General features: G+C 56.7%; 16 protein-coding genes. 9 read left to right on the forward strand and 7 right to left on the reverse strand.

Features of this window, described 5'->3' with window-relative positions; genetic code table 11:
- Positions 1 to 158: 158 nt before the first annotated feature.
- Positions 159 to 1562, forward strand: a complete 1404-nt coding sequence (locus AFK63_RS19225) for a glycoside-pentoside-hexuronide family transporter (RefSeq protein WP_038866699.1) — start codon at positions 159 to 161, stop codon at positions 1560 to 1562.
- A gap of 3 nt (positions 1563 to 1565) precedes the next feature.
- Positions 1566 to 3887, forward strand: coding sequence for an alpha-xylosidase (gene yicI / locus AFK63_RS19230; RefSeq protein WP_038866701.1), 2322 nt, complete (start codon positions 1566 to 1568; stop codon positions 3885 to 3887).
- 53 nt (positions 3888 to 3940) lie between these two features.
- Here the strand turns inward: yicI and avtA are convergent, their stop codons facing one another.
- Positions 3941 to 5197 carry a valine--pyruvate transaminase gene (gene avtA, locus AFK63_RS19235; RefSeq protein ID WP_038866703.1) on the reverse strand — a complete coding sequence of 419 codons (1257 nt, stop codon included), beginning with the start codon at positions 5195 to 5197 and terminating at the stop codon, positions 3941 to 3943.
- A 175-nt stretch (positions 5198 to 5372) separates the two neighbouring features.
- A complete protein-coding gene (locus tag AFK63_RS19240; protein WP_038866705.1) occupies positions 5373 to 7403 on the reverse strand; it encodes an alpha-amylase in 2031 nt (676 codons plus the stop codon).
- A gap of 317 nt (positions 7404 to 7720) precedes the next feature.
- Here AFK63_RS19240 and AFK63_RS19245 point away from each other — a divergent pair, with 317 nt between their 5' ends.
- Positions 7721 to 8545 carry a protein bax gene (locus AFK63_RS19245; RefSeq protein ID WP_071603762.1) on the forward strand — a complete coding sequence of 275 codons (825 nt, stop codon included), beginning with the start codon at positions 7721 to 7723 and terminating at the stop codon, positions 8543 to 8545.
- A 147-nt stretch (positions 8546 to 8692) separates the two neighbouring features.
- Here the strand turns inward: AFK63_RS19245 and xylR are convergent, their stop codons facing one another.
- The 4 genes from xylR to xylF form a co-directional block, all read right to left on the reverse strand.
- Positions 8693 to 9871 (reverse strand): D-xylose utilization transcriptional activator XylR, encoded by a 1179-nt coding sequence (gene xylR / locus AFK63_RS19250; protein ID WP_038866710.1) that lies wholly within the window; start codon positions 9869 to 9871, stop codon positions 8693 to 8695.
- 98 nt (positions 9872 to 9969) lie between these two features.
- Positions 9970 to 11160, reverse strand: coding sequence for a xylose ABC transporter permease XylH (gene xylH / locus AFK63_RS19255; protein WP_038866712.1), 1191 nt, complete (start codon positions 11158 to 11160; stop codon positions 9970 to 9972).
- The gene (locus AFK63_RS19260; RefSeq protein WP_038866715.1) at positions 11138 to 12679 is read right to left on the reverse strand and encodes a xylose ABC transporter ATP-binding protein; all 1542 of its coding nucleotides are present in this window, start codon (positions 12677 to 12679) and stop codon (positions 11138 to 11140) included. Before AFK63_RS19260 ends, xylH begins: the two co-directional genes overlap by 23 nt.
- Before the next feature lie 66 nt (positions 12680 to 12745).
- Entirely contained in the window at positions 12746 to 13738 is a 993-nt protein-coding gene (xylF, locus tag AFK63_RS19265; protein WP_038866717.1) for a D-xylose ABC transporter substrate-binding protein, read from the reverse strand.
- Between the two features lie 383 nt (positions 13739 to 14121).
- Between xylF and xylA the strand changes: the two genes are divergently transcribed.
- From xylA to AFK63_RS19285, 4 genes are all read left to right on the forward strand, one after another.
- Positions 14122 to 15444 carry a xylose isomerase gene (gene xylA / locus AFK63_RS19270; RefSeq protein ID WP_038866718.1) on the forward strand — a complete coding sequence of 441 codons (1323 nt, stop codon included), beginning with the start codon at positions 14122 to 14124 and terminating at the stop codon, positions 15442 to 15444.
- Positions 15445 to 15492: 48 nt separating this feature from the next.
- Positions 15493 to 16947 (forward strand): xylulokinase, encoded by a 1455-nt coding sequence (xylB, locus tag AFK63_RS19275; protein ID WP_038866721.1) that lies wholly within the window; start codon positions 15493 to 15495, stop codon positions 16945 to 16947.
- 123 nt (positions 16948 to 17070) lie between these two features.
- Positions 17071 to 17613: an isochorismatase family protein gene (locus tag AFK63_RS19280; RefSeq protein WP_038866723.1), complete on the forward strand. Its 543-nt coding sequence runs from the start codon at positions 17071 to 17073 to the stop codon at positions 17611 to 17613.
- Entirely contained in the window at positions 17610 to 18530 is a 921-nt protein-coding gene (locus tag AFK63_RS19285) for a GlxA family transcriptional regulator (RefSeq protein WP_038866725.1), read from the forward strand. The genes AFK63_RS19280 and AFK63_RS19285 overlap by 4 nt, the downstream gene beginning before the upstream one ends.
- On the opposite strand, the gene AFK63_RS19290 is transcribed toward AFK63_RS19285, so the two are convergent.
- Positions 18523 to 19515 carry an acyltransferase gene (locus AFK63_RS19290; RefSeq protein ID WP_038866727.1) on the reverse strand — a complete coding sequence of 331 codons (993 nt, stop codon included), beginning with the start codon at positions 19513 to 19515 and terminating at the stop codon, positions 18523 to 18525. The two genes, AFK63_RS19285 and AFK63_RS19290, sit on opposite strands and share 8 nt — an antisense overlap.
- A gap of 186 nt (positions 19516 to 19701) precedes the next feature.
- Here AFK63_RS19290 and AFK63_RS19295 point away from each other — a divergent pair, with 186 nt between their 5' ends.
- Both AFK63_RS19295 and glyQ read left to right on the forward strand, forming a co-directional pair.
- Positions 19702 to 20013 (forward strand): YsaB family lipoprotein, encoded by a 312-nt coding sequence (locus AFK63_RS19295; RefSeq protein ID WP_038866729.1) that lies wholly within the window; start codon positions 19702 to 19704, stop codon positions 20011 to 20013.
- 118 nt (positions 20014 to 20131) lie between these two features.
- Positions 20132 to 21043, forward strand: a complete 912-nt coding sequence (gene glyQ / locus AFK63_RS19300; protein ID WP_004387598.1) for a glycine--tRNA ligase subunit alpha — start codon at positions 20132 to 20134, stop codon at positions 21041 to 21043.
- Positions 21044 to 21045: the final 2 nt, after the last annotated feature.

Genomic DNA, 21045 nt, shown 5'->3' on the forward strand with positions numbered 1-21045 from the left:
ATCGGCCACAAAAATTATTCATTCGTTGCATCAGCGAGTTAACGCGATCACAGAAAACAAGAATCATAAAGAAATTACCAGAAAACAGAATTTCTGGGGGATCCGAACGGCGTTAAAACCTAAGTGAAATTTCGCGTATCGCCGATGAGGACTGCCCGATGAGTGAGCAAGCGCTTACCGTGAAGGAGAAGATAGGCTACGGCATGGGAGACGCCGCAAGCCATATCGTCTTTGATAACGTAATGCTTTATATGATGTTTTTCTACACCGATATCTTCGGCATTCCCGCCGGTTTCGTCGGCACGATGTTTTTGCTGGCCCGCGCGCTGGATGCGATATCCGACCCGGCGATGGGGCTGATTGCGGACCGCACCCGCAGCCGCTGGGGTAAATTTCGCCCGTGGGTGTTGTTCGGCGCGCTGCCGTTCGGCGTGGTGTGCGTGTTCGCTTACAGCACACCGGAACTCAGCCTCACCGGCAAGATGATTTACGCCGCCGCGACCTACACGCTGCTTACCCTGATGTACACCGTCGTGAATATTCCTTATTGCGCGCTGGGCGGCGTGATTACCAGCGATCCGCAGCAGCGTATCTCGCTGCAATCGTGGCGTTTCGTGCTGGCGACGGCGGGCGGCATGCTCTCTACGGTACTGATGATGCCGCTGGTAAATTTTTTTGGCGGCGAAGATAAAGCGTTCGGCTTTCAGGCGGGCATAGCGGTGCTGGCCGCGGTGGCGTTTCTGATGCTCGCGTTTTGTTTTTTCACGACCAAAGAGCGTGTCGAGGCGCCGCCGACGACCTCGACCATGCGTGAAGACTTGCGCGATATCCTGCAAAACGACCAGTGGCGTGTTGTGGGCATGCTGACCCTGCTTAATATTCTCGCGGTCTGCGTACGTGGCGGGGCGATGATGTACTACGTCACCTGGATTATGGGCGACGCCGCGCTGTTCTCCTGGTTCCTCGGGCTTTACTGCGTCGGCAACCTGTTCGGCAGCGCACTCGCCAAACCGCTCACCGACTGGAAGTGCAAAGTCAGCGTCTTCTGGTGGACCAACGCCGCGCTGGCGGTCCTGAGCGTCGCCATGTTCTTTGTGCCGATGAGCGCCACCATTGTGATGTTCAGCTTTATCTTCGTTATCGGCGTTCTGCACCAGCTGGTCACGCCGATTCAGTGGGTCATGATGTCCGACACGGTCGATTACGGTGAATGGCGTAACGGCAAACGTCTGACCGGCATCAGTTTTGCGGGCACGCTGTTTGTCCTGAAACTGGGTCTGGCGCTCGGCGGCGCGCTTATCGGCTGGATGCTGGCGGGCGGTGGCTATGACGCCGCCGCGAAAGCCCAGAACGGCGCGACGCTCACCATCATTATCGCGCTGTTCACGCTGGCGCCGGGCGTCTGCTATGTGCTGAGCGCCATCATCGCGAAACGCTACTACACGCTAAAGACACCGTTTTTGAAACATATCCTGGCGGAGCTGGCGCAGGGCGCGCGCAATAACCAGAAAGAGTTTGAAACGCTGCCGGTTAGCGACGCATTCCATGAGTCGAAGGGGTAAGCCATGAAAATCAGTGACGGGAACTGGCTGATCCAGCCGGGTTTAAGCCTGCTGCATCCCATTCAGGTGTTTGATGTCGAGCAGCGCGACGGCGAAATGATTGTCTGTGCCGCGCCGCGTGATGTGCGCGAACGTGCCGGGCAACTGGATATCCCGCTCTTTACGCTGCGGTTTTTTTCGCCGCAGGAGGGCATTATCGGCGTGCGTATCGCGCATTTTCAGGGCGTGCCGGATAACGGCCCGCATTACCCGCTCAAGGTTCAGGAAAACGTGCCGGTAGCGATGTGCGAAACCGAGAGCTATGCCGAGCTAAAAAGCGGCAGCCTCAGCGTACGGGTGACCAAAGGCGAAAACTGGGCGCTCGATTTTCTGCGTGACGGCGAGCGGATTACCGGCAGCCAGGTAAAGAACAGCGGTTATGTTCAGGACGGCAACGCCGCGACCTTTATGTTTGAGCGGCTGGATCTGGGCGTCGGCGAGACGGTGTACGGGCTCGGCGAACGCTTTACTGCCCTGGTGAAGAACGGTCAGACGGTGGAGACCTGGAATCGCGACGGCGGCACGAGCACCGAGCAGGCGTACAAAAACATACCATTTTATCTGACCAACCGCGGTTATGGCGTACTGGTCAATCACCCGGAGTGCGTCTCCTTCGAAGTGGCTTCTGAAAAAGTCTCGAAAGTACAGTTCAGCGTGGCCGGGGAATATCTGGAGTATTTTGTTATCGACGGCCCGACGCCGAAAGCGGTGCTGGAGCGCTATACTCGCCTGACAGGCCGTCCGGCGCTGCCGCCCGCCTGGTCGTTCGGGCTGTGGCTCACCACATCATTTACGACTAATTACGATGAAGAGACGGTAAACAGCTTTATCGACGGCATGGCGGCGCGCGAACTGCCGCTGCATGTCTTTCACTTCGACTGCTTCTGGATGAAGGCGTTTCAGTGGTGTGACTTCGAATGGGACCCGGCGACGTTCCCGGATCCTGAAGGCATGTTAGCGCGCCTCAAAGCCCGCGGGCTGAAAATCTGCGTCTGGATCAATCCGTACATCGGTCAGAAATCGCCGCTGTTCCGCGAAGGGATGGAAAAAGGCTATCTGCTGAAACGCCCGAACGGCGCGGTGTGGCAGTGGGATAAATGGCAGCCGGGGCAGGGTATCGTCGACTTCACCAACCCGGCGGCGTGCGAATGGTACGCGGGCCATCTGAAGCGGCTGGTGAGAATGGGCGTCGATTGCTTCAAAACCGATTTTGGCGAGCGTATCCCGACCGATGTCGTGTGGCATAACGGCGCTGACCCGCAAAAAATGCACAATCACTACGCCTTCCTCTATAACGCGCTGGTCTGGAACGTGCTCAAAGAGACCGTGGGCGAGGAAGAAGCGGTGCTGTTCGCCCGCTCGGCCTCGGTGGGCGCGCAACAGTTCCCGGTGCACTGGGGCGGCGACTGCTACGCTAACTATGAATCGATGGCTGAAAGCCTGCGCGGCGGGCTGTCTATCGGCCTTTCCGGGTTCGGCTTCTGGAGCCATGACATCGGCGGCTTTGAAAACACCGCGCCGGCACATGTCTATAAACGCTGGTGCGCGTTTGGGCTGCTCTCCAGCCACAGCCGCCTGCACGGCAGCAAATCGTACCGTGTGCCCTGGGCTTACGATGACGAAGCCTGCGACGTGGTGCGCCACTTCACGCAGCTGAAATGCCGGCTGATGCCTTATCTCTACCGCCAGTCGGCGTTAGCGCACGAGCGCGGCACGCCAGTGATGCGCGCCATGATGCTGGAGTTTCCGAATGACCCGGCCTGCGATTACCTCGACCGCCAGTATATGCTTGGTGATGCGGTGCTGGTGGCGCCCGTGTTCAGTGAGGCGGGCGACGTGGTGTTTTACCTGCCGGAAGGGCGCTGGACGCACCTGTGGCGCAACGACGAGCTTTCCGGCAGTCGCTGGCATAACCAGCGTCATGACTTCCTGAGCCTGCCGGTCTATGTGCGCGACAACACGCTGCTGGCGCTCGGAAATAACGATAAAAAGCCCGATTATGCCTGGCATGAGGGCACCGCGTTCCAGCTGTTTAATCTGGAGGAGGGCCGTGAAGCGCGCTGCGAGGTGCCTGCTGCTGACGGCACGACGGTGTTTACGCTGTGCGTGAAGCGTGAGGGCAATCGCCTGACAGTCGAAGGGAACGGCAATGCGACAGGCTGGACGCTCTGCCTGCGCAACGTTCCTCAGGTGGCGAGCGTGCAGGGCGGCAGCGGCGCGGGCAGCGAATGGGGCGTCGTGGTAACGCCCGGGCATGGCGCGCAGGCGTTAAGTATTACGCTGTAAGCAACAAAAATGCCGCCCACGGGCGGCATTTTGCCTGAGATGATAAGTACGCGTTATTGACCTGCTTCCTGCCAGGCGCGTTCGATCTCTTCGGCCAGAATTTTCACGCCCGCTTCGATTTTCTCCGGCTCCGGCACATAGTTCATGCGCATGCACTGATGCGTGTGCGGCCAGGGTTTATCCAGCCCCGGGAAGAAGAAATCGCCCGGCACCATCAGCACGCCGCGCTTTTTCAGGCGCTGGTAAAGCAGTTCGGTGGTGATCGGCAAATCTTTAAACCACAACCACAGGAAAATCGCGCCTTCCGGCTTGTGGATCAGGCAGCGTTCCGGCGAGAGGTAGCGGCGAATCGTGGCGATCGTCTCCTGTACGCGCTGCTGGTAAAAAGGCTTAATCACGTCCTGCGACAGACGCAGCAGGTCGTTGCGTTTGATCATTTCACAAGCCATCGCCGGCCCGATGCCGCCCGGCGCCAGGCTGATTATCCCGTTCATGTTGCTGATGGCGGAAATGACTTTCTCGTTGCCGATGATAATGCCGCAACGGCTGCCCGGCAGGCCGAGCTTGGAGAGGCTCATGCAAAGAATAATATTAGGATTCCACAGCGGGCGCGCCTCGCTGAAGATAATGCCGGGGAACGGCAGGCCGTAGGCGTTATCAATAACCAGCGGAATATTGTGCTGGTTTGCCAGCGCGTCGAGCTTGATAAGCTCTTCGTCGGTGATGACGTTACCCGTCGGGTTGGTCGGACGCGACACGCAAATCATGCCGGTTTCCGGGCCGATATGCAGATGTTCGAAATCGACGTGGTATTTAAACTGGCCTTCCGGCAGCAGCTCGATATTCGGGCGTGCGGAGACAAACAGATCCTCTTCCAGCCCCGAATCTGCATAGCCGATGTATTCTGGCGCGAGCGGGAACAGCACCTTTTTCGAGGTGCCGTCTGCCTGACGGCCAGCAAACAGGTTAAACAAGTAGAAAAATGCGCTCTGGCTGCCGTTTGTCAGTGCAATATTCTGTGGTTCAACATCCCAGCCAAACTCTTTTCTCAACATCCCCGCCAGGGCCACCAGCAGCTCACTTTTTCCGCGCGGACCATCATAATTGCAAAGCGCATCAGTGACTTTGCCGCTTTCCAGCATCGAGGCCAGCAGCTCCTGGAAATAGGCATTCATCGCCGGGATTTGCGCCGGGTTTCCGCCGCCCAGCATGATAGCGCCAGGGGTGCGTAATCCGTCGTTGAGATCCTCCATGAGGCGCGTAATGCCTGCATGGCGGGTAAATTTGTCGCCGAAAAGTGAAAACGTCATAGCGGTCAGTCTGTCGCATTCTTTTAAAAAGAGGCTAACCATAGCGCTACAACTGGCATGGTGCAAATCGGCGGGTGAACGCTTTTCTGATGCAAAATGTTTCGATGGTAAAGACTGACAGGATTTAATGCTGGTTAAAAGGGCGGCGCGTGGGGAAAGACGCGCCGCCTGGCGTTTACTGCTGACCCGCCCAGATAACCATGACGACGTCATCGTCCTGCTGGCGTACAAAGCCGTAGCCCTGGTTAAGTGAAAGCGTGGTCTGTTTGCCGCCGCCAATGCCCGGGTGACGCGCGCGGAACTGCCCGAGCTTTTGCCAGTGCGCCAGCGTCGCCGCGCTTTTTCCGGTGAGATCCTGCCAGTTCATATCCGATCGCGTGCCCTGGAGCGGATCCGATCCGCCAGGCCCGACAGGCCGCTCGCTCTCGTCACCGTAATAGATTTGCACGGTGCCAGGGGCGAGTAGCAGCAGCTCTGCCGCGCGCGATCCGCCTTCGCGGAACAGCCGGGTGTCGTGCGAGGAGAGATAGCTCAGTACGTTAAAGCCCTGAAGTTTTTCTGCCATCTGCTGCCAGGTTGGGTCGATATACGCCAGGCAGGCGGCGGCTTTTGCCGCCTGCTCCTGATAATCAAAATTGATCATCGCGTCGAAGCCGTGGCGATAGTAATCACTCTGCATCACGCCGTGGCCCCAGGATTCGCCCGTCATCCAGAACGGCGCGTCATCAAGTTTTTTATCGGGGTTATTCGCTTTCCAGTCGGCGAGCGCGGCGCTGGCTTCATTTTTAAGCTGCTGCCAGGCTGCCTGCTCAACATGTTTTGCCGTGTCCACCCGGAAACCGTCAATACCGTAATCGCGTACCCACTGGCTGAGCCAGCGCGTCAGGTAATCGCGCGGAGTGGCGCCGTCGATAGCCTGCGCGGCGGTGTCGGGCTTGTGCTGATAAAAATGCGGCAGGCCGGAGGGCTGCGTCGATTCGGTTTTCAGGTCCGGTAAGAAAGCGAGCGACATGGTGAGATCATCAAAGCCCGGGCTGTCATAGTCGCCGATATCCGTGCGGATCCAGTTTTTCCCCCACCATTTATCCCATGCGCTTTTATCGCTGAAGTTAATGTAATCATTAAAGCTGTGCCAGCTCTGACCCGGTGAAGGACGCCAGTCCGTCCAGCGGTCGCCCAGCGTTTTTTTAAGCTCCTCGCCTTTCAGGTAGAGCGCGCCAAACTGAAATTCCTGCATATCGGCAAGCGTGGCGTAGCCCGCGTGGTTCATGACCACATCGAACAACACGCGAATGCCGCGCCGGTGCGCCTCATCCACCAACTGGCGTAAATCGTCCGGGGTACCCATATTAGCGTCGAGTTTTGTCCAGTCCTGCGGGTAGTAGCCGTGGTAGGCGTAGTGCGGAAAATCGCCTTTAGTGCCGCCGCCCACCCAGCCGTGGATCTGCTCCAGCGGCGAGCTTATCCATAGCGCGTTAACGCCAAGCGTTTGCAGATAATCCAGTTTGCCGGTGAGCCCCCGGAGATCGCCGCCGTGAAAGGTGCCGATCTCCTGCATACCATCTTTATGGCGTCCATAGCTGTTGTCGTTAGTCGGGTCGCCATTAACGAAGCGGTCGGTGAGGACAAAATAGACGGTGGCATTGTGCCAGTTAAAGGCTGCCTGTGCGGGTGATTCAGCGCGTTCCAGTAGCAGAAGCCCGTTGCTCCCGGGCGCGGGCGTGAGGGTGATTTTCCCCTGCGTGACGGTGGCGGTTTTGCCGCTGTAGAAATCGCGTACCTGGCTGCCTTCGGGGAACGTCTCTTTGACGGCAATGGTGAGTGGTTTACCGTCCCATTTCGGACACTGGCGCGCGACTTCCGTCGTCGCTTTCTCGCCTTCCTGCTCCACGCTCAGCATGAGCGTCGGCGTGCCGGAGCGCGTGTCTATCTGCACCTGATAATTGCCGTCGCGAAAGCGTCGCCACTCGGGCGTCGGCTCAGCGCAGGGCTTAAGCGAGAGCATCTGGTTGAGCCTGACCGGGCCTGCGGGTTGCCAGCAGGCGTTATCAAGCGTCAGGCGCAGCGGATCAGCGCCTTTTTTCAGCGCGCCTTTACTGACAAACACGCCTGGCGTCTGTTCCTTAAACGCGGGAAGACCGGGGGTAGACCACTGCGCAAGCGCAATACCGGGCAGTAAACACAACGCGAGAGGGGAGAGGTTCATGAGTTATCTGCATCCTGTGCGATTTTTGTCCAGTCTCGCATGGCGACGCTGCAAAAGCCTCATCCTTAAGCGGCAGTGAAAGGGGAGGAAACGCAAGGATGAGCCGTGCCGTCTCATCGCCAGCATAAATTGCTAAAATTTCCACTTTTTACTATTAATTTTCAGTGATTTAAGCGGCAGGATTCAGGCCATAATTCAGAATCGACTTATTTCTTTAGGTGATCCATAGAGGTATTTTTGATACGATTTAAGATTCCTTTCTTAAATTTAATTAAATAATAAGGTGTTGGAATGCTGAAATCCGACCAGGAGACCTGATGATATCGACTTCAATTCGACGATTAGGGGCGGCGCTGTGTATGTTAGCCACCCTGGCATTTTCGGGTGAAGTGCTGGCAACGCAGCACACGACGAAAAAGAGCCACACAGTCCATATTAAAAAGACAAGCGGTAAAAAACTGGCAAGCAGTAAAAAAGAGTATTCTCGCAATAGTGTAATAAGTGGTTCACTGCCTGATTTGCGAAAATACCCTTCCGGAACACCACGGAAAAAAGCGTTTCTCCGGACCGTCATGCCTTACATTACCAGCCAAAATGCCGCCATTTCGGCTGAGCGTAACTGGCTTATTTCAAAGCAGTACGACGCCCAGTGGTCGCCGTCTGAGCGCGCGCGCCTGAAAGATATCGCGAAGCGCTACAAGGTGAAATGGAACGGCAATACGCGTCGTGTACCGTGGAATACGCTGCTTGAACGCGTTGATATTATTCCTGCCAGCATGGTCGCGACGATGGCGGCAGCGGAAAGCGGCTGGGGTACGTCGAAACTTGCCCGTAACAATAACAATCTGTTCGGCATGAAATGCGGCAATAAGCGTTGTAATAACGCGCCCGGGAAAGTGAAAGGGTATTCAACCTTTAACTCTGTTAAAGAATCCGTTAATGCGTATGCGGTAAACCTGAATACGCATCCGGCTTATGCCTCTTTCCGTAAATCCCGCCTGCAGCTTCGTAAAGCGGACCAGGAAGTCACCGCCAGCAATATGATCCATAAGCTGAAAGGCTACTCCACCAAAGGAAAAAGCTATAACAATTATCTGTTTGCCATGTATCAGGATAATCAGCACCTGCTGGCAACCAACTAATGTAGCGGCTCTCCTGGCCTGAGCGTAAAAAACGTCTTCTTCGGAAGACGTTTTTTATTGTCGTCGTTAGCGGTTAGCACACTTCTTTTTTTTACGCGAAGCGGCATAAGCGTCGCTTAACGTTGTAACCATACGGAACAGCACGTTCTATATGATCACTTCACTGAATCGGTCGCGATAATCCTTTGGCGTGGTGTCGTACTCTTTTTTAAATACCGAATAGAAATATTGCAGTGACGGGTAGCCGCACATCTGGGAAATCTCGTTAATGCTCAATGAGGTCGAGATCAACAGACTGCGCGCTTTTTCCAGCTTCTCGGCGTGGATCATGGCGTGAATGGTTTCGCCCACTTCTTCTTTAAAACGCTTCTCAAGATTAGAGCGGGAGATGCCCACCGCATCCAGCACCTGCTCGACTTTGATGCCCTTACAGGCATGATTGCGAATGTAGTGCATCGCCTGGATAACGGCTGGATCGTGCAATGAACGATAATCGGTAGAGCGCCTTTCCACCACCCGCGCGGGTGGCACCAGCACGCGCTGCAGCGGCAGATTTTCGTTATCCAGAAGGCGATGCAGCAATTTTGCCGCCTGATACCCCATCTGTCGTGTTCCCTGGGCCACGGACGAGAGCGCCACGCGAGAGAGATAGCGGGTCAGCTCTTCGTTATCAATCCCGATAACACAAAGCTTCTCCGGCACCGGAATATGCAGATGCTCGCACACCTGCAGCAGATGACGCGCCCGCGCGTCCGTCACGGCGATGATGCCGGTTTGCGGCGGTAGCGTTTGCAGCCAGTCAGAGAGCCGGTTTTGCGCGTGCTGCCAGTTTTCCGGCGCGGTTTCCAGCCCCTGATAAATGACGCCGCGATATTTTTCACGCGCTACCAGCTCGCGGAACGCATGTTCGCGCTCGGCGGCCCAGCGTTTGCCGCTGGAAGAGGGCAACCCATAAAAAGCGAAACGGTGTACCCCTTTCTCTTTGAGATGTAAAAACGCGCTCTCCACCAGCGCATAGTTATCCGTCGCGATGTAGTGCACCGGCGGATAATGTTCGGGGCGATGATAGGAGCCGCCGACGCCGACAATCGGCACCTGCACATCCTTCAGCAACTGCTCAATTTCCGGATCGTCAAAATCGGCGATCACCCCGTCGCCAAGCCACTCCCGGATGTTCTCAATCCGGGTGCGGAAATCCTCTTCCATGAAGATATCCCACTCTGACTGAGAAGCCTGTAAATACTCGCCAACCCCTTCAACCACCTGGCGGTCATAAGCTTTGTTGGCATTAAACAGCAGCGTAATGCGATGACGCTTTTCAAACATAGTGTCAGTATCCGGCCTTGAACCTGTTGTTTGAATAACACATATCCCGCCAGGCGGAATAACCGTGCACCGGCAATGTGATCCATTGCAGGTTATGGTTATACGCGCCTGCGGGTGGCGGAATCCATCCAGACCGCCAGCAGCAAAATGGCGCCTTTGACGATGTATTGCCAGAACGTGGGAACATCCATCATGCTCATGCCGTTATCAAGCGACGCCATAATAAACGCGCCCATTACCGCGCCCGCTACGCTCCCGACGCCGCCTGCAAGGCTGGTGCCGCCGATGACGCAAGCGGCGATGGCGTCCAGCTCGGCAATGTTTCCCGCCGACGGTGAGCCTGCGCCGAGCCGCGAGCTTAAAATCAGGCCGGCAATTGCCACCATTAAGCCGTTTATCGCGAACACCGCGAGCTTGGTGCGCTCCACATTGATACCCGAAAGCCTTGCGGCGTCCAGATTCCCGCCAATCGCGTAAATGCGGCGGCCAAAGGCGGTATGCAGCGCCATAAACATGCCTGCCAGCAGCAGAAACGTCAGGATCAACACTGGCGTCGGAACGCCGCGATAATCATTAAGCAGCCAGATGGCGCCCAACACGATGACCGCCGTCAGCGCCTGCTTGCCCGCGACCGCTGTTGACGCTGTGGACGTTAATCCAAGCGCCTGACGCCGCATGCGCCCGCGCCATTGCCAGAAGATAAACAGCGCCAGCCCCAGCGCGCCAATGGCGAAGCCAACGCCGCCCGGCAGGTAGCTCTGTCCAATCTGCGACATCGCCGGGCTGGTGGGCGAAACCGTTGTGCCATTAGTGATGCCAATCAGCACGCCACGAAACGCCAGCATTCCCGCCAGGGTGACGATAAACGAGGGTACTTTCCGGTACGCCACCCACCAGCCGTTCCAGGCGCCCAGCAGCAGACCGAGCAGTAGCGTGACGACAATCGTCAGCGGAAGCGGCCAGCCCAGCCAGACATCGAAAATGGCCGCGGCCCCGCCCAGCAATCCCATCATTGAGCCGACAGAGAGATCGATTTCCGCCGAGATAATGACAAACACCATCCCCACCGCCAGGATGCCCGTAATCGCGGTCTGGCGCAGCAGGTTAGAAATGTTACGCGCGCTCAGGTACGCGCCCTCCGTCATCAGGGTGAAAAACAGCATGATGGCCACAATGGCGGCGATCATGACGAACACCTGAAAGTTGATTTTGTTCAGGGCGCGGAAAGATATCGGCGACGAGGCTGACGTCGCGGTCAGCTTAATTTCAGACGGGTTGCTTTTCGACATGGCGGTCGCTCCTCAGTGCGGCTTCCATCACCTGTTCCTGCGTCAGCTGATGGTTGATTAAATTGGCTTTCAGTCGGCCTTCATGCATCACCAGCACCCGGTCGCTCAGGCCAAGCACTTCCGGCAGCTCCGAAGAAATAACGATAACGGCAATACCCTGCTGCACCAGCTGGTGGATGAGTTTGTAGATTTCATATTTCGCGCCGATATCAATGCCGCGCGTCGGTTCATCCAGAATAAGAATGCGTGGATTGAGCAGCAGGCAGCGCGCCAGAATCGCTTTCTGTTGATTGCCGCCGCTAAGGCGACCAATCGCCAGCATCGGTGAGGCCGTTTTTACTTTTAACCGCTGCAGCGAATCGAGAATGCACTGCTGCTCCGCCGCCGCATCCAGCGCGCTGAGTGGCCCGCTAAACTGATCCAGAGCGGCAAGCGTGATGTTTTGGCCAACCGCCATCACCGGTACGATGCCATCTTTTTTGCGGTCTTCCGGCACCATCGCGATACCGTGGGCGATAGCCTGCTGGCAGTTGCGGATAGTGACCGGCTTGCCGTCAATAAAGATGCTGCCCTGCCAGCGCCCCGGCCAGACGCCAAACAGGCACTGCATCGCCTCGGTGCGCCCGGCACCGACCAGCCCGGCGATACCTAGGATTTCACCACGGCGCAGTGAAAAAGTGAGATCGCTGACGCGGCGGATATGGTGGTTAACGGGGTGCCATGCCGTCAGATTCTCAACGCGCAGAATTTCGTCACCGGGGCTGTGTGGCTCGCTCGGATAAAGGGCCGTCAGTTCACGGCCTACCATCATGGCGATGATCTCTTCTTCGCTCATCTGCGCGGCAGGGCGCGTGCCGACGGGTTTGCCATCCCTGATCACGCAGATAGTGTCAGAAATCGCCTTCACTTCATTCAGTTTGTGAGAGATATAAATACAGGCGATGCCGTGTTGTTGCAGATCGCGGATTATATCCAGCAACAGCGCGGTCTCCTGCTCGGTAAGTGAGGCCGTCGGCTCATCCAGCACCAGCAGACGCACCTGTTTATTGAGCGCTTTCGCGATCTCCACCAGTTGCTGCTGCCCAAGCCCGAGATCGCCCGTGCGGGTATGCGGCGAAATGTGCAGGCTCACCTGGGCCAGCAGTTTTTCGCAGCGCAGCGTCATGGCATCGTAATCCAGCACGCCGTGACGCGTGATTTCGGCACCCAGAAAGATGTTTTCCAGCACCGTCAGGTTTTTCACCAGTGCCAGCTCCTGGTGAATAATCGCGATACCTTTACGCTCGGTATCACGGATATGCGTTGGCGTGAGCGGCTCGCCGGCAAACACAATTTCGCCCTCATAACTGCCCCAGGGGTAAATGCCGCAGAGCACTTTCATCAGGGTTGATTTACCAGAGCCGTTTTCACCGCACAGCGACATCACTTCGCCAGGCGCCAGCGCGAGCGACACGCTATCTACCGCTTTTACCGCGCCAAAGGCTTTGGTGATGTTTTTCATTTCGAGTAAATAAGGCATTACGATTCCGCCTGCAGAGGTCGAACAGCGGCCTGGCGTTCGCGAAATACCGCGAACGCCGCGAGATTACAGATCGCTCTTTTTATGGAAGCCATCTTTTATAACGGTGGATTCGATATTGGATTTATCCACTTTGATGGGAGTTAGCAGGCGCGCCGGAACCTCTTTCAGCCCGTTATTCAGGGTCGCGTCGGGTTTGGGCTGCTTATCGTTGCCAAGCTCGACGGCGACTTCCGCCGCGGTATTAGCAAGCTGGGTGATAGGTTTATAGACGGTCATGGTCTGCGTGCCGGCCATGATGCGCTTGATACCGGCAAGGTCGGCATCCTGACCCGAAATCGCGACTTTACCAGCAAGGCCCTGCGCGCTCAGCGCCTGAATGGCCCCGCCTGCGGTCGCGTCGTTAGAGGCGACGACGGCGTCGATTTTATTATTATTTGCGGTCAGCGCATTTTCCATAATTTTCAGCGCGTTTTCCGGCAGCCAGCCATCAACCCACTGGTCGCCGACCACTTTTATTTTTCCGCTATCGATAAAGGGCTTCAGCACTTTCATCTGGCCGTCGCGGAACAGGCGCGCGTTATTATCAACCGGCGAGCCGCCCATCAGGAAATAATTGCCTTGCGGCACCTGATCCACCAGGCTTTGCGCCTGAATTTCGCCGACTTTCTCATTATCAAAAGAAATATAGAAATCGATATCGGCGTTATTAATCATACGGTCATACGCCAGTACTTTAATTCCTTCGCGCTTCGCCTCGGCGACCACATTACTTAATACCTGACCGTTGTAGGGAATAATCACCAGGACATCCACGCCACGGTTAATCATGTTTTCAATTTGCGACATCTGCGTTTCTTCATTGCCGTTCGCTGACTGCACAAACACTTTAGCGCCCAGCGACTCTGCCTTGCTGACAAAGATATCCCTGTCTTTCTGCCAGCGCTCCAGCCGCAGGTCATCAATAGCCATACCGATTTTAATGTCTTTTGCGATGCCGCTGAAGGTGGTCAACGCCAGCGACGCGCACAGGGTAAGAATAAGCTGCTTTATTTTCATGGTTTTTATACCTGTTCCAGTGTTACGAATGGGCTTAATTCATCGGGGACGAAACGGACATTCACACTTACGGACGCAGGAATTTTTAGCGCGGAAAGGCTGGCGATCAATTACAGATTTTTATCTTTGGATTATGTTTTTTTGTTTATTTCTGATTTTATGACGCCGATCGGATTTCAAATGTTAAATCCAAAAGTTTCACAAACAAAATGGAATTTATCCCGCAATGCAATATTGAGTAAAAGAAACCTGTTTTTTGCGAGCCAGCGCACATTTGTGCATTCTCTTAATCGCAGTGTGAAATAACGTAATTGAGCAACGGCAAAGGAAATTCCAGGATTAATTTATTCTCGCTGCAACAGCCCCTGATTACGGAGTCAATTATGCCGACTTATTTCGACCAACTTGAACGTGTGCGTTACGAAGGCCCGAAAACCACGAATCCCCTGGCATTCCGCCATTATAATCCCGACGAGTTGGTGGCTGGCAAACGTATGGAAGATCATCTGCGTTTCGCCGCCTGTTACTGGCACACTTTCTGCTGGAACGGCTCGGATATGTTTGGCGTGGGCGCTTTCGAGCGTCCGTGGCAACAGGCGGGCGACGCCCTCAGCCTTGCGAAGCGCAAAGCCGACGTGGCGTTTGAGTTTTTCCATAAGCTCAACGTGCCGTACTACTGCTTCCATGATGTCGACGTGTCGCCGGAAGGCGCATCACTAAAAGAATATCTGAATAATTTCGCCCAGATGATCGAGGTGCTGGCGCAGAAGCAACAGGAAAGCGGCGTGAAGTTGCTGTGGGGCACCGCCAACTGCTTTACCCATCCGCGCTACGGCGCGGGTGCCGCCACCAACCCTGATCCGGAAGTCTTCTCCTGGGCGGCCACGCAAGTGGTAACCGCCATGAACGCGACGCACCAGTTGGGTGGTGAAAACTATGTGCTGTGGGGCGGGCGTGAAGGTTATGAAACGCTGCTCAACACGGACCTGCGCCAGGAGCGCGAACAGCTTGGTCGCTTTATGCAAATGGTTGTGGAACATAAGCATAAAACCGGCTTTCGCGGAACGCTGCTTATCGAGCCGAAACCGCAGGAGCCGACCAAACATCAGTATGACTATGACGCTGCGACGGTGTATGGCTTCCTGAAACAGTTCGGCCTGGAAAAAGAGATTAAGCTCAACATTGAGGCTAACCACGCCACGCTTGCCGGGCATTCTTTTCATCATGAGATAGCCAGCGCCATTGCGCTCGGTATTTTCGGCTCGGTGGATGCGAACCGCGGCGACCCGCAGCTTGGGTGGGACACCGATCAGTTCCCGAACAGCGTCGAAGAGAACGCGCTGGTGATGTACGAAATCCTCAAAGCGGGCGGTTTTACCACCGGCGGCCTGAACTTCGACGCCAAAGTGCGCCGTCAGAGCACCGATAAATACGATCTCTTCTACGGCCATATCGGCGCGATGGATACGATGGCGCTGTCACTGAAAGTGGCGGCGAAAATGCTGGAAGATGGCGAACTGGATAAACGCGTCGCCCGCCGCTATGCAGGCTGGAACGGCGAGCTGGGCCAGCAGATCCTCAAAGGGCAAATGTCGCTTGCCGAGCTGGCACAGTACGCGGAGCAGCACAATCTGGCGCCGCAACATCAGAGCGGGCATCAGGAGTTGCTGGAAAATCTGGTCAATTATTATCTGTTTGATAAGTAAACGCGTGGCGCCGCCTTCGGGCGGCGTTCTTGCTCAGGAGCGCTGGCTATGTACATTGGGATCGACCTTGGAACGTCAGGGGTAAAAGTTATTCTGCTGGATGAGCAGGGCGCGCTGGTGGCCTCGCACAGTGAAACGCTGCAGGTCTCCCGTCCGCATCCGTTGTGGTCGGAGCAAGATCCTGAAAGCTGGTGGCAGGCGACGGACCGCGCCATGCAGGCGCTCGGCGCACAGCGCAGCCTGCGAGACGTGAAAGCGATCGGTTTAAGCGGCCAGATGCACGGCGCCACACTGCTCGATAAACAGCAACGTGTCCTGCGTCCGGCGATTTTATGGAATGACGGACGTAGCGCGCAGGAGTGCGAGATCCTTGAAGAAAAGGTGCCCAATTCGCGCGCGATTACCGGTAATTTAATGATGCCCGGCTTCACCGCGCCGAAGCTGCTGTGGGTTGAACGTCACGAGCCAGACATTTTCAGGCAAACCGATAAAGTGCTGCTACCGAAAGATTATCTGCGGCTGCGCATGACCGGCGTTTTTGCGAGCGACATGTCTGACGCGGCAGGCACGATGTGGCTCGACGTGGCGCAGCGCGACTGGAGCGACACGATGCTGGCGGCCTGTCACCTGCAACGTGAGACTATGCCTGCGCTGTTCGAAGGCAGTGAAATAACTGGCGAGCTGAAGCACGACGTTGCCTCGGCCTGGGGCATGGATGCGGTGCCGGTTGTCGCAGGCGGTGGCGATAATGCCGCGGGTGCGGTGGGCGTCGGGCTTGCCGATCCTGGCGACGCGATGTTGTCGCTCGGCACCTCAGGCGTTTACTTTGCGGTCAGCGATGGATTCCGCGCCAGGCCGGAGAGCGCAGTACACAGCTTTTGTCACGCCTTACCAGCGCGCTGGCATTTGATGTCGGTGATGTTGAGCGCCGCGTCATGCCTTGACTGGGCCGCGTCATTGACGGGCGCGGATAACGTTCCGGCGCTGCTGGCCGCCGCGCAACGCGCGCGTGAAGAGGCGGGCACGGTCTGGTTTCTGCCTTATCTTTCAGGCGAGCGCACGCCGCATAACAACCCGCTGGCGAAAGGCGTATTTTTCGGGCTGACGCATGAGCACGGCCCGGCTGAACTGGCGCGTGCGGTGCTGGAAGGCGTCGGCTATGCGCTGGCAGACGGTATGGACGCGGTGCACGCGTGCGGCGTGACGCCGCAAAGCGTCACGCTCATCGGCGGCGGCGCACGGAGTACGTACTGGCGACAGATGCTGGCAGATATCAGCGGCATGCCGCTGGATTATCGCACCGGCGGCGACGTAGGCCCGGCGCTTGGCGCGGCAAGGCTTGCACAGATTGCGCTGACACCGGAGCGTGCGCTGAACACGCTATTGCCGCCGCTACCGCTGGAACAGCAGCATCAACCAGATACGGTGCGCCATCAGCGCTACGGCGAGCAGCGGGAAACCTTCCGCCAGCTTTACCGACAGCTGTTGCCGCTGATGTCTTAACGGGAACCGGGTGGTCAGCAAAAGGCGTCCTGAAACACCCGGTTTTTGTCCTTTTCTGGCCTGCCCACGATCAGGGATGCCTGTGAGAATAGGGTTTATCCCCCCTCACTAAGGTGTCCTGAAATGACGCGTACCGCTCTGCTGAATATTGATACTCAACAATCCTTTCTTCATCGTGACTACTGGCGGGAAGATGACTTTCCGGCGTTCTGTGAGGCCATGAACGGACTCATCGACGGCTGCCGGGCGCGTAATGTACCGGTCGTTGATATTTTTCACGTCGATGACGATGCGTTATTTACGCTGGAGTCCGGCTTTGTCGCGCCAATGCCTTTTCTGCGTCATCAGGCCGCCGTGACATTTCATAAGCATGTTCATAACGCATTCACCGATACCGGGCTGGATTTATGGCTGCGCCAAAGAGATATTAACCACCTGATTATTTGCGGTATCCGTACCGAGCAGTGTTGCGAAACCACTACGCGGGTCGCCTCTGATCTGGGCTATCGGGTGACGTTTGTCAGCGAAGCGACGCTGACCTTCCCGATGACCTGGAAAGGCGTGACGCTGGATGTGGAAACGCTGCGCCACCGCACTGAAACGGTGCTGGCAGGGCGTTTCGCGACGATTAGCAGCGTAGCGCAATGTCTGGAGTCTTTGGGATGACTATTCCTGTCTGGTTTGTGGTGTTGCCTGGCGTCATGGCGCTCGATTTAACGGGCCCGGCGGAGACGCTCGCGCTCGCGGGCGATGCCTTCAGTCTGAACTATATCGGGCCTGAAGCGCGCGTCACGATGTCGACCGGCCTGCAGATCGCCGGTATCGCCCCGTTACCAGACACACTGCCGCCAGGCAGTCTGCTTGTTCTGCCTGGCGTGTCGGATTCCAGCCGTTGGTTTGATACGACAGAGGCGCAGGCCGCCCGTAACTGGCTAATGCGCCTGCAACCGCAGATCCACAGCCGGAAGATCACGCTTATCTGCGTCTGTTCCGGGGCTCTTCTGGCGGCCCGCGCCGGGCTGCTGCATGGCGTGGAGTGCACCACGCATCACGATGTGCTGGCGCGCCTCAAAGCCGCCGCGCCTGGTGCACTGGTGCGCGATAACCGCATTTTCGTGGAGGACCGCGGCATCTGGACCAGCGCGGGCATTACCTCCGGCATCGATTTAAGCCTGCATCTGATTCATCGACTGAGCGGGCCACGCGCGGCCCTCGACGTGGCGCGCGAAATGGTGGTCTGGTTTCGCCGCTCCGGCGACGATCCGCAGCTGTCGCCCTGGCTGCGTTACCGTAACCATCTACACCCCGCCGTACATCGGGCTCAGGATCTGCTGGCCGCCAATCCGCAGGGCGCGTGGAGCCTGACGGAGATCGCGGGCCGGGCGCATGTCAGCCCGCGTCACCTGTCGCGGCTCTTTAAGGAACATTTAGGGATAAGTGTGCGTGACTATCTGGAGCAACTGCGCGTGGCGTTCGCCAGTCAGTGTTTGCTTCAGGGGCAGGGCGCTGAACAGGCGGCGCTGGCTGCCGGGTTTTCATCTGCCCGGCAGCTTCAGCGCGCCCGCCTGCGCGCGATTAACTGACCAGACGGCGGCGATCGATACGTTGCAGGAGCGCGGCCAGCAGGAGGCTGCCCGCAAGCGTCATACTAAAAATCCAGGCGATATCCAGCGCTGGCCACGCCGTCAGTTCGAGATGGCGCGTGCGCATAAAATGGATGATGAGGGCATGAAAACCGTAAATCCCCAGCGAATAACGGGCAATAAACGACAACGGCGCAAGCTCGCGGTTAAGCGTGTTTTTCGCCAGCACCAGCAGGCTTAACGCGGCGATCAACACCAGCGGGCCGCAGTAGAGGTAAAAAGTGTCGGCAAAATTACCGTGGCTCTCCAGCGCCTGATGCGTGCCGCTGGCAATCGACACCGTGCTCACCGCCAGCAACACGCCCGCCAGCAGGCTTACTGGCCGCTGCTGCGTTTCCATCATCCCGATAGCGCGGCCCATCAGGCCATAGAGCACGTAATAAAACGTATCCCCGTTAATGTAGAGATTCACCGGTAGCCATTGCACGCCGTCGAGCTTTTGCGCCACGGTATTCGGGTTCGCCACCACGCCCAGCAGCACAATGAGCGCCAGCGCCGTGCGGCCATCAATGCGTTTCACGCTAATCAACGGCGACAGCAGATAAATCACCACGATCGCGAAGAAAAACCATAAATGGTAGAAAACGGGCTTTTGCAACAACAGCTTAAGCGACAGCTCCGCATTGATAGGCGTAAGCAATGTGATATAAGCCAGCGCCACGGCGCTGTAAAACACCAGACAGAGCGCGATACGCAGAAAATGCCGCTGGCCGGCGCTGCGCTCGCCGAAAAACAGATACCCTGAAATCATAAAAAACAGCGGTACGCTAACGCGCGATGCGGAGTTCAGCAGGTTGGCGAAATCCCAGTTCAGCGGGCTTACCAGCGACGGATTGGTGATGTACCAGGTGGTGGTGTGGATCATGATGACCATCAGACAGGCTATCGCGCGCAGGTTATCTATCCAGTGAATTTTTTGCTGCATCAGTTCCTCTGTACCATCTTTAATTATCAGCAGTGTGACTTCCTGAATCGGGATCCTGCACCACGGAACAGTCTGAGTTTCAGGACGGGCTATTGTCAGCCTGGGGACGGTTTCGCAGAATGCACGCCCCTTGTTCGCTGCGATACCCCGCGTTTGGTCGTCATTTTAACATGGAGATAACACACTATGACGAGGCTGTTGCCCCGCACGCTTTGGCTGGTTCTTTTTACGGGCGCGCTTGCCGGTTGCAGTCATGAAGAGGCGCATCCGCAGCATGCGCAAAAAGGCCGCGTCAGCGCGCCGCATTCGCTGGAAATGGAGCAGCTTTGCAAAGATAAAGCCGCCCGCCGCTATAACACCGCTGCGCAGAAAATTACCGTTAACGGCTTCGAGGCGTTCCAGGGAAGCTATGAAATGCGGGGCTATACAGCGCGCGAAGAGGGCTTTACCTGTTCTTTCGACGCCAATGGTCAATTTTTACACCTTTCTATGCGCTAATGGCGCAACCACGCGTCAACAGCCTGGTTTTGGACGTGGATTGAGGCTGTATATCTGGCGGTCAACGGGTATACTGACCGCTTCCAAATAAACCCACTCGTATCGCGTGCGAAATCATATGCAAAAGTTTGATACCAGGACCTTTCAGGGCCTGATCCTGACCTTACAGGATTACTGGGCTCGTCAGGGCTGCACCATCGTTCAACCTCTGGACATGGAAGTCGGCGCCGGCACCTCCCACCCGATGACCTGCCTGCGGGCGCTGGGCCCGGAGCCTATCGCCGCCGCTTATGTTCAGCCTTCTCGTCGCCCGACCGATGGCCGCTACGGCGAAAACCCCAACCGTTTACAGCACTACTACCAGTTCCAGGTGATCATCAAGCCGTCGCCGGACAATATTCAGGAGCTGTATCTGGGGTCGCTTAAAGAGCTGGGTATGGACCCGACCATTCATGATATTCGCTTCGTCGAAGACAACTGGGAAAACCCGACGCTCGGCGCCTGGGGCCTCGGCTGGGAAGTGTGGCTGAACGGCATGGAAGTCACGCAGTTCACTTACTTCCAGCAGGTTGGCGGCCTGGAGTGCAAACCGGTGACTGGCGAAATCACTTACGGTCTTGAGCGTCTTGCCATGTACATCCAGGGCGTAGACAGCGTTTACGACCTGGTGTGGAGCGACGGCCCGCTCGGCAAAACCACTTACGGCGACGTGTTCCATCAGAACGAAGTGGAGCAATCCACCTATAACTTCGAATACGCCGACGTGGATTTCCTCTTTACCTGCTTTGAGCAGTACGAAAAAGAAGCCCAACAGCTGCTGGCGCTGGAAAACCCGCTGCCGCTGCCTGCTTATGAACGTATTCTGAAAGCCGCCCACAGCTTCAACCTGCTGGACGCGCGCAAGGCTATCTCGGTGACCGAGCGCCAGCGCTACATTCTGCGTATCCGCACGCTGACCAAAGCTGTGGCCGAAGCCTACTACGCCTCCCGCGAGGCGCTGGGCTTCCCGATGTGCAACAGAAATAAATAAGA

The sequence above is a fragment of the Cronobacter muytjensii ATCC 51329 genome (genome assembly GCF_001277195.1).
In the GTDB taxonomy this organism is placed as follows: Bacteria; Pseudomonadota; Gammaproteobacteria; order Enterobacterales; family Enterobacteriaceae; genus Cronobacter; species Cronobacter muytjensii.